The following is a 15165-nucleotide window of genomic DNA, read 5'->3' as shown; positions in this document are numbered from 1 at the left end:
GTCCGTTTGCGGCCTTTCGCGCGAACGGACCGTTCGCAAATCCAGCTGTCTACAACCCGCTGGTAGCCCGGTTGACCTGCCCATATCCCGATAGACTGGCAGCGGGGTCGCCCCCGGGAGTGGCCGGGGCCTGTTCTGGGCCGGTTGGTGTCAAATGGGCCGTGGCCGTCAGAGTTGGTAGAGGCGGGCCCAGTTTTCGCGGCTGGTCAGCTCTGGCATTGCTGCCTTGTACTGGTGCTGGATCGCGTTGCCTTCGGCTATGAAGCGCTTGAGCACGGCTGCGGACTGCTTGCCTAGCTTGAGCATCAGGTCGCGGTCGTATTTGCGCAGGCGGACGCCTTCCTGGGATGCGTCCGTCACGGCTACGTTCGCGAACCGCGAGACGTGCCACCAGGTTGCGTCCTCGAGGCTGACCGCTCCCCTGTCCAGTGAGTGCTTGCCCAGCAACTGGTTGGCGACTTGTTGGAGCAGGCGCACCGGCTTGTTCTTGGGCGATGGGCCTGCTGGGATCAGGGGCAGTTCGCCGTTCTGCAGTTCCGGCACATCCGCTGGACTGTGGCGGAATGTGTCCGGGTATTGGGCGCGTAGGGCGCGGATCTCCGCTACCACCGCCGCGCCGCCGTCCTGCAGGATCGATGGGCCGACGAGGAAGTCTTCTACTGCTTTGAGCATCGTGGCCGCTAGGCCGTACTGCATCGACAGCAGGTATCGGGTCAGTTGGGCGGCGATCACTCGGGCGACGCGCTTGGTGTTGAACGGGCTGTGCAGGGCTGCCGTGATCATCGAGTTGCGCAGGTTGAAGTACCTGTGCCAGTCGTCCCAGTCTTTCCACATGAAATCGGCGTGCCATACCGCCGCGCCCGGCAATGTCACCGTGGCGAAGCCGGCGGCTTTGGCGCGGTAGCCGTATTCCGCGTCGTCCCATTGGAAGAACACCGGCAGTGGGTAGCCGACCGCTTGGACTATCTCCGTGGGGATCAGGCAGGACCACCAGCCGTTGTAGCCCGCTTCCACTCGCCTTTCCTGGCGGTTCGGCTTGCCGGAGGCATCCACGCCAAGCAGGTCCGCATTGGACAACGCGCCTTCGGAAACCCTTCCCGCGGCAAGGCCTTCCAGGTCCGCGTACTCCGCACCGACGTGCAAGTTGTTGGGGTGCAGCAGGTTCAGCATCTGGCCGCCGACGATCACCGGGTGTGCCGTGCGGTTGGCGAACGCCGTCAGGCGGATCGCGATGTCTGGCTCCAGCAACACGTCGTCGTCCATGAACAGGACGTTCGCGTGGTCGGATTGCTTGGCGGCCTCGAACAACCCACGGGTGAAGCCTGCGGCGCCGCCGAGGTTCGGCTGCTGGATGTACGCCAGCTTCTTGCCCAGTTTCTTCGATACCTCAGCGAACTTCGGCCGTGAGTCCACCGTGTCCGTGCCTTGGTCGGCCACATAGATCGTGTCCACCACGGCAAGTGCTTCGGGGTCCGCGGCCAGGGCTTCGAGGGTGTTCAGGCAGTCATCGGCACGGTTGCACGTGCAGATCACCACTGCCGTCGGGCGCAAGGTCTCCGGCGGGGCGACGGTCCAGCGGACCTGTGACACGGTCAGCGTCTCGCCGACGCCGGTTTCGATGTCGAGCCACAACGCGCCGCCGTCGATGAACCGGTCGAGTTTGGCGGACAACGTGACTGGGCCGTCAGCGGCAACAACCGATGAGGCGACGGTCCGGGACACGCCCTCGTAGTCCGAGGCGTGCACGGTCAAGCGTCCGGTGCCTGACGCGACGAGCTCGACGGTCACCTCGCGCACGACCGTCCAGCGCTGCCAGTAGCTCGCGGGGAAGCGGCCGAAGTACGTGTTCATCGACACGGCCGACGACGGCTCGACGGTCACACCGTCACGCGAGCGCTTGGCCGTGCCGGAGGTCACCTGGGCATAGAGGTCGTCGCTGACGAGCGGCGACGGGCCGCCGAACAGGGCGCGCTGGGTGACCAGCTGGGCGGGCTTCTCCGGGGCGCGACCGTTGCTCCGCGCGCGGGGCGTGCTGGTCCGGGCCGGTGCGGTTTTGCCGGGCATCGCGCCTCAGTCCTCCAGGACGGCTCTCAGTCGCGGAACACCACGGTCCGCAGCATCACGAAGTTGATCAATGTAGCCGTGCCCTGGGCGATCACCCACGCCACGGTGAGGTGCCACCGGAAGTCACCGAGCAGGTGCAGCATCAGCGCGTTCACACCCACGTTCACGAAGAACGTCGTGGTGTAGAGCAGCATGAACTTCGCGACCGGCGCGGTACCGCCCGTGGCGTTGAACGTCCAACGCCGGTTGATCAGGTAGGCGGTGGTGGTACCGAGGATGAAGCTTATCGCCTTGGCCAGGTGCACCCACGCGCCCATTGCCACCAGTGCCTGGTAGCTGCCGTAGTCCACCGCCGCGGCCAGCACGCCGACCACGACAAAACGGATGATCTGGGTGAGCAAACCCACACTTCGCGAACCGGTGGGAGAGCCAGTGTCCACTGCCGTCACCATGATTCCTCACTGCTCGGCGCCCCAAGCAGTCTAAAAGTCGGCGCTGGGTACGCTCAGCCGGGTGGATGCCGAGTTGCGAACGCTGGCCGGCTGGGGCCGGACAGCGCCGAGTACCGCGCGAGTCGTCGTCCCACGGACCGTCCAGGAAGTGATCGATGCGCTGCGGTCCGCCGACGAGCGCGGCGTCATCGCACGCGGCCTCGGCCGTGCGTACGGCGACCCTGCGCAGAACGCGGGTGGCCTGGTCATCGACATGACGGGCCTGGATCGGATCCACTCCATCGACGTGGAGACCGCCACGGTCGACACCGCCGCCGGCGTGAGCCTGGACACGCTGATGCGCAGGCTGCTGCCGTTCGGCCTCTGGCTGCCGGTGCTGCCGGGAACGCGGCAGGTCAGCGTGGGCGGCGCGATCGGCGCCGACATCCACGGCAAGGCACACCACGTGGAAGGCAGTTTCTGCGACCACGTCGAGTCCATGGACCTGGTCACCGCGGACGGCCAGATCCACACGCTCACACCGGACGACGACCTGTTCTGGGCGACTGCGGGCGGCATGGGCCTCACCGGCGTGGTCGTGCGGGCGAAGTTGAAGCTCAACCGGGTCGAGACGGCGTACTTCAAGGTCGACACCGAGCAGATCGACAACCTCGACGAGCTGATGGCCCGGCAGTCGGTCGACGACGACAAGTACCTCGAGTCGGTCTCCTGGTTCGACACCACAGCCACCGGCAAGCACCTCGGCCGCGGCATCCTGACCAGGGCGAACCACGCAACGCTCGACGACCTGCCGCGCAAGCTGCGGGCCAGCCCGTTGAAGTTCGACGCACCTCAGCTGCTGACCATCCCGAACATCTTCCCGCCCGGGCTGCTGAACAAGCTGACCGCGCGGGCGTTCTGCGAGCTCTGGTACCGCAAATCGCCGACCAGGCACGGCGCGATCCAGAACATCACGATGTTCCTGCACCCGCTGGACATCCTCGGCGAGTGGAACAGGGCCTACGGGCCACGCGGCTTCCTGCAGTACCAGTACGTCATCCCGTTCGGCCAGGAAGAAGCGGTCAAACGCAGCGTGCGGATGATGGTCGAGCGTGGCCACGTCTCGCTGTTGAACGTTCTCAAACGGTTCGGTGAAGGCAACCGGTCCCCGTTGTCGTTCCCCGAGCCGGGCTGGACGCTGGCAGTCGACCTGCCGGTCCGGCGCGGTCTCGCGGAACTGTGTGCCGAGCTCGACGAGCTCGTGCTGACCGCCGGTGGGCGGCTGTACCTGGCCAAGGAGTCCAGGACGACGCCCGAGGCGATCGAGAGGATGTACCCCCGGATCGACGAATGGCGAAAGGTGCGCGCCGATGTCGACCCGACCGGAATCTTTGTCTCCGATATGGCCAGAAGGTTGAGGCTTACGTGATCGACGCGGTTGGCAGCCCACAGTCCCTGTTGTTGCTCGGCGGCACCTCCGAGATCGGCCTAGCGGTCGCTGAGCGATACGCCCGTCAGCGCCCGTCGTTGCGGGTCACGTTGGCGGGCCGCCCGTCCGACCGTCTCGACGCCGCGGCCGCGCGGCTGCGCGAGGCGGGCGCGACTGTCAGCACGCTGCCGTTTGACGCCCGGCAGCCCGACACACACGTCGAGGTGATCGAGAAGGCGTTCGCGGACGGCGACATCGACGTGACGATCGTGGCGTTCGGCGTGCTCGGTGACCAGGAAGAGGCGTGGACGAACGTCGACGTCGCGCGCGAGCTCGCCGAGATCAACTACGTGGCCGCGTTGACCATCGGCGTGCCGCTTGCCGAGCGCCTGCGCAAGCAGGGCCATGGCTCGATCGTCGCGTTGTCGTCCGCTGCCGGTGAGCGCGCTCGCCGGTCGAACTTCGTGTACGGCTCGACCAAGGCCGGCTTCGATGCCTTCTACACGGGCCTGACGTACGCCCTGAAGCCGCACGGTGTGACCGTGACGGTCGTCCGGCCGGGCTTCGTGCGCACGAAGATGACCGAGGGCCTGAAGGAGGCCCCGCTGTCGCAGACCGCCGACCAGGTCGCCGACATCATCGTCAGTGCCGTGCGTAACCGCCGCGAGCAGGTATGGGCGCCCGCGGCCATGCGTGGCGTGATGTCGATCCTGCGGCACGTGCCGCGACCGATCTTCCGCAAGCTGCCGTTCTAGACGATCTCGATCGTCACACCAGGCAAAGAGGCAACCGGCGTCCGCCCCGCGACGGGGCGGAACGCCGCGACCACCTCGTCGAGGGCAGCCTCGGGGATGGCCACAGTCAGGATCCCGTCTTGGGACTGCTCGGCGGAGAACTGGTCCGCCGGCAGGAAACCGACGGCTTGCTCGGCAGACGCGACCAGCAGGCCGTAGCCGAAGGGCAGCCTGCCGCGCAGCGTGCGACCGATGCGTTCGGCGGGCTTTGTGCCGAACCGCAACGTCACGCCCTCGCTCAGGTCCCACTCGGCCACGTCGACCATCAGCTCGCCGCTGTTCGAGCCGTCCCGCTCAACGCCTGCCCGGACTTGCTCGAGCAGCTCAGGCGTCAGCAGCGACGTCCGGTCGATGTCCGTGACGGACAGCGGCATCCGGGGCTCGAACAACGCCAACAGGGCTTGTGTGTGCCACTCGGCCGCAGCCTCGTATTCGTCCGGCGTGAGCCCGACGAGCTGGAGGAACTGCACGGCGCCGTTGGGGGTGTCGATTTCGCCGAGCTCGGGGTCCTGGATGAACGCGAGCGTACGAATCAGTGAGTCCGCACTGTCCGCCGCGATCGGGCCGTTCGCGTCGATGTGATGGCCGGGCGCGAACCAGTTGCCCGTCTGGATGACGTAGCGGGCCAGGTTCTGCATCAGGTTCGCCGGCCAGATCGGGGCCTCGGTCTGGTCAGCCCGGCGAACCAGCCGGAACGTGAACTCGAAGCCCCAGCCGGAGGCGTCCGCGTCCTCGGATTCCTTGTCGTACAACTCGGACATGCCGTAGCTGACGTAATGCCAGTGCGGCACGGGCTCGGTCCGCGTGTACGCGCTGACGCCGTCGAGCGGGTCCTCGCCGCCCAACGACCATTTCAGCAGCGTTCCCCAGTGCTGGGGCTTCTCGTCGCCGTAGATCCGCGCACACGCCGCGTCGATCGCTGACCAGCCGGGGGCATCGTCCATGCCGGAGGAGCCTAGATATAGACCGCCAACGCGAGGGACGCGACCCACGCGACCCCGAGCACCTGCAGGACACGGTCCTTCAACGCGATGTCCTCCGGCGCCCCAGCCGTACCGCCGTCGACGTCGACGGCGTAGCGCAGCACGGCGATGACGAACGGGATCATCGACACCGAGGACCAGACCGAGTTGTGGTGGTCCTGCCGGATCTCGAACGCCCACAGGCCGTAGGTCATGATCACCACAGCGGCCGAAGTCGCCCAGACGAACCGCAGGTAGCTGGCCGAGTACTTGGCCAGCGACGCCCGGATCTTCGCGCCGGTCTTCTCGAACAGGGTGATCTCGGCATAGCGCTTGCCGGACACCATGAACAGCGAGCCGAACGCGGTGACCAGCAGGAACCACGGCGAAAGCGGGATACCCGCGGCCGCGCCACCGGCGATCGCGCGCATCAGGAAGCCGGAGGCCACGATGCACAGGTCGATCACTGTCTGGTGCTTCAGGCCGAAGCAGTAACCGAGCTGGACGAGCTCGTACACGCCGATCACGACGGCCAGCTGCCAGCTGGCCACAAACGAGATGCCGAGCGCGCCGAGGAACAGCACGGCCGCGATGGCCCAGGCAAGCTGCGTGGGCACGATCCCGGCCGCAATCGGCCGGTTGCGCTTGGTCGGGTGTGCGCGGTCGGCCTCGACGTCCAACGTGTCGTTGACGAAGTACACGGCCGAAGCCGCGAGGCAGAACGCGACGAACGCGATACCGGCGTCAGCCAGGACCGTGGTGTCGGTGAGCCGCGACGCGGTGAACGGCGCGGCCAGCACCAGGATGTTCTTGATCCACTGACGTGGCCGCGCGGTCCTGATCAGGCCGGCGACCACGCTGGTCGATGCCTTGGGCGCCGCAGCTTCAGTCGCTTCGTCCACTTTGTTGCCCATGGCTTCCTTTCCTGCCGTTCAGCTTGCGGCGCACTATCCCGCCGATGGCGGCACCGAGGACGGAGCCGGCCACCACGTCACTGGGGTAGTGCACGCCGAGCACCATCCTCGACAGGAGCATCGGCGGAACCAACATCGGTGATAGCCGCCTGCCGGTAAGGGCTCCATAAACAACGGCGGCGGCTGTCGTCGAGGTCGCGTGCGCCGACGGGAAGCTCAGCTTCGACGGCGTACCGACATGCACCTGCACAGTCTCGTGATCCGGCCTCGTTCGCCTGACGACGCGCTTGACCACAACGGACGCGGCGTGAGCGGCGAACACAGCGCCGGTGGCCACCATCCAGTCCTTACGGCGCTCGCGGTCGACGGCGGCACCCACCGCCCCGACCGCGAGCCACCCAAGGCTGTGCTCACCGAAGAACGACATCCCGCGGGCGACCTTGAGCACCGCGGGAGTCGCAATCGCGCCCTGCACCGAAGCCAGGACCGCGATCTCCTTCGAATCAGGCATCAAGCGACCCGTCGAGCGGTGCACCCGTGGTCAGGTGCGGCGCGACCTTGTTGTCGAACGTGCTCAGCGCGGATCCGATGGCCATGTGCATGTCGAGGTACTTGTAGGTACCGAGACGGCCACCGAAGATGATGTTGCGCTCCTTGGCCTCGCTCTTGATGAGCTCGCGGTAGCGCTCCAGCATGCTGCGGTTCTCGGGGGTGTTGATCGGGTAGTACGGCTCGTCGTCTTCCTTGGCGAAGCGCGCGTACTCCCGGACGATGACGGTCTTGTCGGTCGGGTAGTCCCGCTCCGGGTGGAAGTGGCGGAACTCCAGGATCCGGGTGAACGGCACGTCCTCGTCGGCGTAGTTCATCACCGAGGTGCCCTGGAAGTCACCGGTGGTCGAGACGACTTCCTGCTCGAGGTCGACCGTGCGCCAGCCCAGCCGGCCTTCGGAGTAGTCGAAGTAGCGGTCGATCGGTCCGGTGTAGACGGTCGGAGTACCAGCCGGGATCTGGGTGCGGACGTCGAAGTAGTCCACGTTCAGCCGCACCTCGATGTTCGGGTGCTCGGCCATCTTCTCCAGCCACGCGGTGTACCCGTTCTTGGGCAGGCCCTCGTAGGTGTCGTTGAAGTACCGGTTGTCGTAGTTGTAGCGGACCGGCAGGCGCGTGATGATGCCCGCGTCCAGGTCCTTCGGGTCGGTCTGCCACTGCTTGGCGGTGTAGCCCTTGATGAACGCCTCGTAGAGCTTGCGGCCGATCAGCGAGATCGCCTTCTCCTCGAGGTTCTGCACGTCCTTGGCGTCGACCTCGGCGGCCTGCTCGGCGACGAGCTGGCGGGCCTCGTCCGGGGTGAACGCGCGGCCGAAGAACTGGTTGATCATCGCCAGGTTCATCGGCATCGGGTACACCTGGCCCTGGTGGTTGGTGTAGACCCGGTGCTTGTAGTCGGTGAACTCGGTGAACTGGGTCACGTAGTCCCACACGCGCTTGTTCGAAGTGTGGAACAGGTGCGCACCGTACTTGTGGACCTCGATGCCGGTCTCCGGCTCGGCCTCCGAGTACGCGTTGCCACCGATGTGCGACCGGCGCTCGAGCACCAGGACGCGCTTGTTCAGCTTCGTCGCGGTCTGCTCCGCGACCGTGAGGCCGAAGAATCCGGCACCGACGATTACCAGGTCATAGCCATCGAAGTTCACGGGCGCTGAGGGTACCGACTCGACTGCGGCCACGTTCGACCAGCCCCTTTAACCGAGGAAGAAGTCCTGCGCAAGCATTATCACCAGGCGTGTCGTTCGGTGATACGTCACCTGTCGTTCATCAGGGTCAGCCCCCGGCGCCAGCCGTGGTGCGCGGGCTCCCCCACCCGTCGCTCGGCTGATCGCCGGGGGCGTTGCCCCCGCCCCTCCGGTGTGCTCGCCGGCACATCACAAGAGACGTGCGTGACGGGTAAGCGGTTCCACGTGATCACTCGAATGGAGCAATCCGCGCCTCCAGTACTCCGAAAGGCCGCTTGACCTCGTCCTTTTAGTCCACAGTGAAGCCTTCTTGTCATTCCGGCGAACGGCGTAATTCGATGAGATGATCACCAACATGAAGAAGACATGGGACGCGTCGCGGCCGCTGTCGCCGCCGTGGGCATCATGTTCGCCGGTGCTGGCACCGCCTGGGCCGACTGGGTCTACATCGGCAGCTACCCGAATGAGGCACAGTGCGAGGCTGAGGCCGTCAAGTACCGCAGCAGCGATGTCGGCGCCGCGTGCTACTACGACCGCGGCCATGCCGAGTGGGACCTCGTCATCTGGTCCATCGGCGGCTGAGCAGGCAGCAAGCGGAGGGCGGGCCGGGGGCTCGCCCTCTTTTGTTGTCAGCGCAACGCTGGCAGGACTTCCGCGGCGATGTCCTCGACGAGTTGCTCCGAGCCCGCGTAGATACCGTCGTGACGGGGCCACGGCACGGTCACGTCGGTGAAGCCCAGCGCCTCCGCGCGGCCGAGCACCTCGCGGAAGTGCTCGACGCTGGTGAGGACGTACTCCGGCGCGCCGTCGAGGTTCAGGTAACGATCGATGGTCGCCTGGTTGCGGCCCACTGTTTCCAGAGTCGATGCGAAACGGTTGGACACCTCGTCCACCGAAGCCCACCACGACTCCATGTCGTCGACGGGCCCGGCGCCTGTCGTCACCCAGCCTGTGCCGTAGCGGGCGGCCACAGTCATCGCTTTCGGGCCGTTGGCGGCCACGACGAACGGCAACCGTGGTTTCTGGACGCATCCGGGGGCGTTGCGGGCCTCGACGGCTTCGTAGTACTCGCCACGCCAGGTGGTCCGGTCTTGGCGGAGCAGCAGGTCGAGGAGTTCCACGAACTCGGCGAAACGGTCCGACCGGCTGCGGGGTGGGTCCGAGCCCATCACCTTCGTGTCGTAGCCGCTGCCACCTGCGCCGACGCCCAGGATGAAGCGGCCGTCGGAGACGTCGTCGACGGCCGTGAGCTCGCGGGCGAACGGGACTGGGTGCCGGAAGTTCGGCGAGGCGACCCACGTCCCCAGGCGGATCTTGGAGGTCACCATGGCCGCCGCGGTCAGTGTGGGGATGGCACCGAACCATGGCCCGTCCACCAGGCTGCGCCAGCCCAGGTGGTCATAGGTCCACGCGTGGTCGAAGCCGTATTCCTCCGCGGCACGCCACTTGGGCTCGGCTGCCCACCAACGATGCTCGGGGAGGATTTCGATACCAACTCGCACGATGATCGACCGTAGCGCTTTCCACTATCTGTCGCCCAGCTTACGGCCATTTGGACGCTCAAGTTGACGTCGATCACAAGGCTCGGTGCGCGGCGGGGCATCAGGCAGGATGGATTGTGTGGAGAAACCCCTGCTGATCGCCTCAGATGTCGATGGAACCTTGCTCGATGTGACCGAAACGATCACCACGCGTACCAAGGACGTCGTCGGCAGGGTTGTCGCGACCGGGACTCCTTTCCTGCTCGTCAGCGGCCGTCCGCCACGCTGGATCACGCCGATCGCCGCGATGGCGGACCTCAACGGGTACGCGGTCTGCGCGAACGGCGCCGTGCTCTACGACATCGGCAAAGACACTGTGGTGTCAGCGGAAACGCTCGATCCCGTGCTGCTGAGGAACATCGCGGACACGGTCAAGGATCTGCTGCCGGGATCGGTTGTCGCGGTGGAACGCCTCCCGTACAACGGAATCGACGAAACCTTTGTCTGCGAACCGGAGTACGCCAGCCCATGGGGCGACACGAAGATCGCTGAGCGCTCGCTCGCGGAGGCGGTCGGTCAGCCCGGGGTGAAGATGCTCATCCGGCACCGCGGGATGACCAGCGACGAGATGGCGCGTGCGGTTGTTCCCGTCTTAGCGGACGCGGCGAGCATCACCTACTCGACCAATCAAGGCCTGCTGGAGTTCTCCAAAAAGGACGTCACCAAGGCGACTGGGCTGGCCAAAGCCGCCGAGCTGTTCGGCGTCGCCAAGGCTGACGTGGTCGCGTTCGGCGACATGCCCAACGACATCCCGATGCTGGAATGGGCAGGCCACGGCGTCGCGATGAGCAACGCGCATCCCGACCTGCTCGCCGTCGCCGACGAGGTCACCGCGACCAACTCCGAGGACGGCGTCGCACAGGTTCTTGAGCGCTGGTTCTAGACACTGACCGTCGTCAGCCGCGTGAACTCGTGCAGCAGGTCGAAGCCGTCCCAGATGGCCGAGAACGTCAACGCCGAGCCAAACGGCACCACACGGTCGATCCCCCGGCCAGCGAGCGTGTTCACCAGGCCGATCAGCTCGTCGCGGGAGAACCCGAACACGCTGAGCGTCTGGTCCTTGCGCTCGATCGCGGGCACCAAGTCGGCCAGCCGGTCCACGGTCACCTGCGGGAAAGTGCCTGTACCCAGCCATTCCCGCACGAGCACCGTCGGCTCGGCGAGCTCAAGAGTCGCAAGGACGTTGCCGTCGAAGCGAATCGAGGTCGCCACACCGTCAGCAGCCGCGCCATACGTGGACACACGCTTCTGCACGGCCATCGCGGGATCGATGACCTCGCCTCGCGCGACCAGCACCTCGCCGAGCAACCGGCGGAACTCCTCGCGACCGGCCTCGGCCTTCTCGGCGTCCCCGACCCAGAACACCACCCGGGGCGAGGAACACGCGGCCTGGTCGAACCAGTACGAGTCGTTGTAGAACCCGACAGCCGCTTCCTTGCGCGCCTCAGCCGAAGCGGCTTGCCAACCGTCCACTGAGATCACCGCGAAGGACGCCCGGTCCGGGAAAGTCAGGTCACGGGCGTGCGGCGCCAACGGCAGCTTGCGGACCTCGTTGACCGACCGGTCGCCGCCCCAGATCACCCTCAGGTCGGCAGCAGCCGAGAAAGTCGCTGTGACAGCGTCATTCCGGTCGTACGTGACCATCCGCTGCGTCTGGACCACCGCGGGGTGCGCGTCGGCCAACGCCTCGTTCAGAGCGTCTACAACGGCCTCCGCGGCACCGGCGGAACGCGGCGAGATGCGCACGACGTTCCGGTTGCCCGCCAAGGCCGACAACGCCCACGAGTACACGAAGATCGTGTCCACATTGGCCGGTGGGATGTGGAAGACGAGGCCACGCGCGAAGCGCAAAGTGGACGCGTCGCCGTCGCTCAAGCGCGCCAAGGCTTTCGCGATCTCCGCCTTGCGCAGGAAGAAGCCGAGCGAGGCGAGCTCGGGGAACCGCCGGGCCACCGCGGGTGCGAGCAGTTTGCGCGCGAAGCTGGTCAGGAAACTGATGATCCGCTCGTCGCCGACCTTCAGCGGGCCGCCTTCGGGCTCGGCCGAGATCTCCGCCAGCAGTGCGTCGGCCGCGATGTCCGCGCCCGCCGGGAAACGCTGCCGCAACTTCACGCCGCCTGCCCTCCCGAGAACGTGTCCGAGCATCCGCGAGCTTCGGCCCTTGGCAGCCGCCCGAGCACCGAGAACCGCTTGCCCGGCCAGTCACCGTCGTCGATCCCGTTGAGCACACCGAGATCCTCGGTCAGCAGGACGTGTCCCGGGTAGGACCGGGGCAGTGTGCTGATCACCTCGATCACGCCGGGCTTGCCGACCGGCTGCTCCTGCCAGGTCTCCGGGTCGCGGATCACGATGTCGGCGAAATCGGGGCAGTACAACGAGTTCCCGGACGGTCCCTCCAGGAACACCGTGCCGATCTGCTCGATCATCCCGTAGTAGTTGTGGATCCGGGTCAGGCCGGTGTCCTCGGCGAACCGGCGGCGGAACTCCGCGTTGTCGACCGACCGGTCGATCAGCTTCTTCCAGCCGCCGGAGTGGATCAGGATCCCGTTGGACAGGTCCAGGTTGTGCTCACGAGCGACCTCGTAGAGGTACAGCCAGACCATGAAGGTGAAGCCGAAGATCAGGAACGGCTCGTTGCCGTGCTTGGCCAGGAAGCCCTTGACCGCCTCGACGTCCGGCTGGTCGTTCTCGTCCAACGCGTACACGTGGTTGCGCCCGAACGTTGCCATGCCGAGCACCCCGGCGCCACGAGCGGAGAAGGACCGGCGGTTCTTGATGATCGAGACCGTGTCGACCATCAGCATCGGCAACCGCTTGCCACCCAGCACGGTCTGCAGCGTCGCGCCGAGCTGACGGGTCTGCGCGCCCGCGGCCTCCTTGTCCAGGTAGATCCGCGAGGCACCGGCGCCGGTCGTGCCCGACGAGGTCAGCGTCTTAAAGACCTCGGAGTCCGGCACGCTCTTCAGGTCGTGGTTCTTGAACATCCGCACCGGCAGCCACGGCAGGTCCGCGATCGAGTCGAAGTGCCTGCCGCGCTCGATCCCGAGCGCGCCGAGGACCCGGTCGTACGGCTCGCAGTTGGCGCGGTGGTGTTCGGTCAGTTCGGTCAGCTGTGGCAGCAGAGTGGCTTCGCGCTGGGCCTGGGTGAGCTCGAACAGGGCCGTCATACTCGGGCCTCCAGAGACCGGTAGTCGATCTTGCCGCTGGGCAGCAGGGGGAAGTCGTCGGCCGGCCGCACGTCGAAGCCGGTCACGTGCAGGTGCAGCCGCTCGGACAGCGTCTTGGCCGCGGCCTTGCAGGCCTCGGCGTCGGCGTCCTGCAGCCAGACGACCACCTTGTCGCCCGCGGGTACCGCGGCGGCCGGGCCGTATCCCTTCACGACCTGTTCAAGGTCGTCGAGATTGACCCTATTCCCGAACACCTTGCCGATCCGCTTCAAGCGGCCGGTGATGTACAGGTACCCGTCCTCGTCGAGGTGTCCGAGATCACCGGTGACCAGCACGCCACCGACCTCGTCACCGTTGGCCAGCTCGGCCTCGTTCTCGGCGTAGCCCATCATCACGTTCGGGCCGCGGTAGACGACCTCACCGTCCACACCGGGCGTGGTGATCTCGCTGCCGTCCTCGGCACGGATGCTGAACTCGCCACCGGGCAGCGCCGGTCCGGCCGAACCGAGCTTCTCAGCGAGCCGATCCGCGGGCACTGTGGACATCCGCGGCGCGGCCTCGGTCTGGCCGTACATCACGAACATCTGCCCGCCCACGGCGCGCATCTTGTCGTTGAACTCGGTGACCAGGTCGACGCGCAGCTTTCCGCCTGCCTGCGTCAAAGTACGCAGGCTCGGGTACTTCGCCGGGTCGAACCGCAAGCGCCGCAACATCTCGTAGTGGTACGGCACACCTGGCAGCGACGTGACCTTGTACGTCTCCACGGTCGTCCAAAATGGACGAGCCATGACGCCGTTGGCTTCCACGACAACGGTCGCGCCACGCAACAGGTGGCTGTTGAGCACCGAAAGCCCGTAGCTGTAGTGCAACGGCAGGTTGGTCGCGGTGACCTCGTCCGCGTCGATCCCGAGCACCTGCGCGATCGAGTCGGCGTTGTGCAGGATCGCCGACCGGCTCAGCCGCACCAGCTTCGGGTTGCCGGTCGAGCCGCTTGTCGGCAGCAGCACCGCCAGATCCGGATGCGGTTTCACGCCTTCCGGAGAGATCCGCTCCCAGGACATGCCGCGAAGGCGATAGCCCGCAGGCGCATTGCCCTCCGCACCAAGCACCGCAGCCGGGCGGAACCGGGCAACTAGCCCAGCCAGCACGTCCGCGTCCAGCGACGGGTCGATCATCGCGATCGCCCGGCCGGACTCGAAGGCACCGAGGTAACGCAGCACGCTCGGCATGTTCTGCGACATCCGGGCGAACAACACGCCGTCAGGCAGCGCGGAGAGTTCCTCCGCACTCTGCGCCACGCGCGCCGACAGGTCGGCTCCCGCGAGCACGGACCCGTCCACCGCGTCGATCAGCCGCGCCTGGGATCCGATGAGCGAGCTCACAGCACGAGCCCACCGTCGACACCGAGCACCTGCCCGGTGATGAAGGACGCGTCGTCGCTGGCCAGGAACCGGATCACGGCGGCGACCTCCTCGGGCTGGCCGAGCCGCCCGAGCGGGGTCTGCTTGGCCCGCTCAGTCAGCACGTCCTCGCTCAGATCGGCGGTCAGCTGGGTCTCGATCACGCCGGGCGCGACCGCGTTCACCCTGATCCCGTGCCTGCCCAGCTCCTTGGCCGCGGACTTGGCGATGCTGCTCACGGCCGCCTTGGACGCGGCGTACACGGTCTGGCCCGCACTGCCCTGTTCACCGGCGATCGAAGCGAGCACGATGATCGAGCCGGTGCGCTTGCGCATCATCACGCGCGCGGCGGCCTGCACGGAGTGCAGCGTGCCCGCGACGTTGATGCCCAGCGTGCGGTCCACGGCGTCGGCCTTGACCATGCCGAGCAGGCCGCCCTCCATGATCCCGGCGTTGGCGACCATGATGTCGAGCCTGCCGTGCTCCTTGGCCACGGAACGAACCAACGAACCAACGGCGTCGGCATCGGCGACGTCAAGGCCGAGCCCGGTGCCACCGAACTCCTCGGCGACCTGCTTGGCGACGGCCTCGTCCCGGCCGGTGATCACCACGGTGGCACCCGCCTGCGCGAGCGCCTTCGCGGTGGCGAGGCCAATGCCCCTGGTCCCACCCGTGACCAGGGCAACCCGTTCAGCGAGCGGAGTTCCAGAAGACAAAGCTCCAGGAGAAA

Annotated in this window: 15 protein-coding genes; 4 read left to right on the top strand and 11 right to left on the bottom strand. The window is 66.7% G+C overall.

Going from position 1 to position 15165, the window contains the following annotated elements; genetic code table 11:
* Nucleotides 1-168 precede the first annotated feature (168 nt).
* Together B9C43_RS17035 and B9C43_RS17030 are read right to left on the bottom strand one after the other, a co-directional pair.
* Nucleotides 169-2064 carry a glycosyltransferase gene (locus B9C43_RS17035; RefSeq protein ID WP_084427456.1) on the bottom strand — a complete coding sequence of 632 codons (1896 nt, stop codon included), beginning with the start codon at nucleotides 2062-2064 and terminating at the stop codon, nucleotides 169-171.
* A gap of 26 nt (nucleotides 2065-2090) precedes the next feature.
* Nucleotides 2091-2516: a GtrA family protein gene (locus B9C43_RS17030; protein ID WP_033381127.1), complete on the bottom strand. Its 426-nt coding sequence runs from the start codon at nucleotides 2514-2516 to the stop codon at nucleotides 2091-2093.
* A gap of 61 nt (nucleotides 2517-2577) precedes the next feature.
* On the opposite strand from B9C43_RS17030, the gene B9C43_RS17025 reads away from it, so the two are divergent.
* Nucleotides 2578-3924: a decaprenylphosphoryl-beta-D-ribose oxidase gene (locus tag B9C43_RS17025; RefSeq protein WP_084427454.1), complete on the top strand. Its 1347-nt coding sequence runs from the start codon at nucleotides 2578-2580 to the stop codon at nucleotides 3922-3924.
* The gene (locus tag B9C43_RS17020) at nucleotides 3921-4679 is read left to right on the top strand and encodes a decaprenylphospho-beta-D-erythro-pentofuranosid-2-ulose 2-reductase (protein ID WP_033381129.1); all 759 of its coding nucleotides are present in this window, start codon (nucleotides 3921-3923) and stop codon (nucleotides 4677-4679) included. Before B9C43_RS17025 ends, B9C43_RS17020 begins: the two co-directional genes overlap by 4 nt.
* Here B9C43_RS17020 and B9C43_RS17015 read toward each other — a convergent pair.
* Genes B9C43_RS17015 through glf form a run of 4 tightly spaced genes read right to left on the bottom strand, consistent with a single transcriptional unit; the run spans nucleotide 4676 to nucleotide 8288 of the window.
* Complete coding sequence (locus B9C43_RS17015) at nucleotides 4676-5662, bottom strand: suppressor of fused domain protein (protein ID WP_084427452.1); 987 nt, start codon at nucleotides 5660-5662, stop codon at nucleotides 4676-4678. The two genes, B9C43_RS17020 and B9C43_RS17015, sit on opposite strands and share 4 nt — an antisense overlap.
* Nucleotides 5663-5673: 11 nt before the next feature.
* On the bottom strand, nucleotides 5674-6594 hold the full coding sequence (locus B9C43_RS17010) for a decaprenyl-phosphate phosphoribosyltransferase (RefSeq protein ID WP_084427450.1): 921 nt from the start codon (nucleotides 6592-6594) through the stop codon (nucleotides 5674-5676).
* Nucleotides 6566-7105, bottom strand: coding sequence for a phosphatase PAP2 family protein (locus B9C43_RS17005; RefSeq protein WP_051894985.1), 540 nt, complete (start codon nucleotides 7103-7105; stop codon nucleotides 6566-6568). The genes B9C43_RS17010 and B9C43_RS17005 overlap by 29 nt, the downstream gene beginning before the upstream one ends.
* A complete protein-coding gene (glf, locus tag B9C43_RS17000; RefSeq protein WP_033381133.1) occupies nucleotides 7098-8288 on the bottom strand; it encodes a UDP-galactopyranose mutase in 1191 nt (396 codons plus the stop codon). Before glf ends, B9C43_RS17005 begins: the two co-directional genes overlap by 8 nt.
* A gap of 405 nt (nucleotides 8289-8693) precedes the next feature.
* Between glf and B9C43_RS16995 the strand changes: the two genes are divergently transcribed.
* The gene (locus tag B9C43_RS16995) at nucleotides 8694-8909 is read left to right on the top strand and encodes a hypothetical protein (RefSeq protein WP_084427448.1); all 216 of its coding nucleotides are present in this window, start codon (nucleotides 8694-8696) and stop codon (nucleotides 8907-8909) included.
* A 47-nt stretch (nucleotides 8910-8956) separates the two neighbouring features.
* Here the strand turns inward: B9C43_RS16995 and B9C43_RS16990 are convergent, their stop codons facing one another.
* On the bottom strand, nucleotides 8957-9829 hold the full coding sequence (locus B9C43_RS16990; RefSeq protein WP_084427446.1) for an LLM class flavin-dependent oxidoreductase: 873 nt from the start codon (nucleotides 9827-9829) through the stop codon (nucleotides 8957-8959).
* A 109-nt stretch (nucleotides 9830-9938) separates the two neighbouring features.
* Here B9C43_RS16990 and B9C43_RS16985 point away from each other — a divergent pair, with 109 nt between their 5' ends.
* On the top strand, nucleotides 9939-10751 hold the full coding sequence (locus tag B9C43_RS16985) for an HAD family hydrolase (protein ID WP_084427444.1): 813 nt from the start codon (nucleotides 9939-9941) through the stop codon (nucleotides 10749-10751).
* On the opposite strand, the gene B9C43_RS16980 is transcribed toward B9C43_RS16985, so the two are convergent.
* Genes B9C43_RS16980 through B9C43_RS16965 form a run of 4 tightly spaced genes read right to left on the bottom strand, consistent with a single transcriptional unit; the run spans nucleotide 10748 to nucleotide 15151 of the window.
* Nucleotides 10748-12013: an acyl-CoA reductase gene (locus tag B9C43_RS16980; RefSeq protein WP_084427442.1), complete on the bottom strand. Its 1266-nt coding sequence runs from the start codon at nucleotides 12011-12013 to the stop codon at nucleotides 10748-10750. The two genes, B9C43_RS16985 and B9C43_RS16980, sit on opposite strands and share 4 nt — an antisense overlap.
* The gene (locus B9C43_RS16975) at nucleotides 11977-13035 is read right to left on the bottom strand and encodes a LuxE/PaaK family acyltransferase (protein WP_084427440.1); all 1059 of its coding nucleotides are present in this window, start codon (nucleotides 13033-13035) and stop codon (nucleotides 11977-11979) included. The genes B9C43_RS16980 and B9C43_RS16975 overlap by 37 nt, the downstream gene beginning before the upstream one ends.
* Entirely contained in the window at nucleotides 13032-14417 is a 1386-nt protein-coding gene (locus B9C43_RS16970; RefSeq protein ID WP_084427439.1) for an AMP-binding protein, read from the bottom strand. The genes B9C43_RS16975 and B9C43_RS16970 overlap by 4 nt, the downstream gene beginning before the upstream one ends.
* Nucleotides 14414-15151, bottom strand: coding sequence for an SDR family NAD(P)-dependent oxidoreductase (locus B9C43_RS16965; RefSeq protein WP_084427437.1), 738 nt, complete (start codon nucleotides 15149-15151; stop codon nucleotides 14414-14416). The genes B9C43_RS16970 and B9C43_RS16965 overlap by 4 nt, the downstream gene beginning before the upstream one ends.
* Nucleotides 15152-15165 lie beyond the last annotated feature (14 nt).

The sequence above is a fragment of the Kibdelosporangium aridum genome (assembly GCF_900176515.1).
Taxonomy (GTDB): Bacteria; Actinomycetota; Actinomycetes; order Mycobacteriales; family Pseudonocardiaceae; genus Kibdelosporangium; species Kibdelosporangium aridum.
The sequence above is the reverse complement of the archived record's forward strand: the minus strand, read 5'-3'. Positions and strand labels throughout refer to the sequence as shown.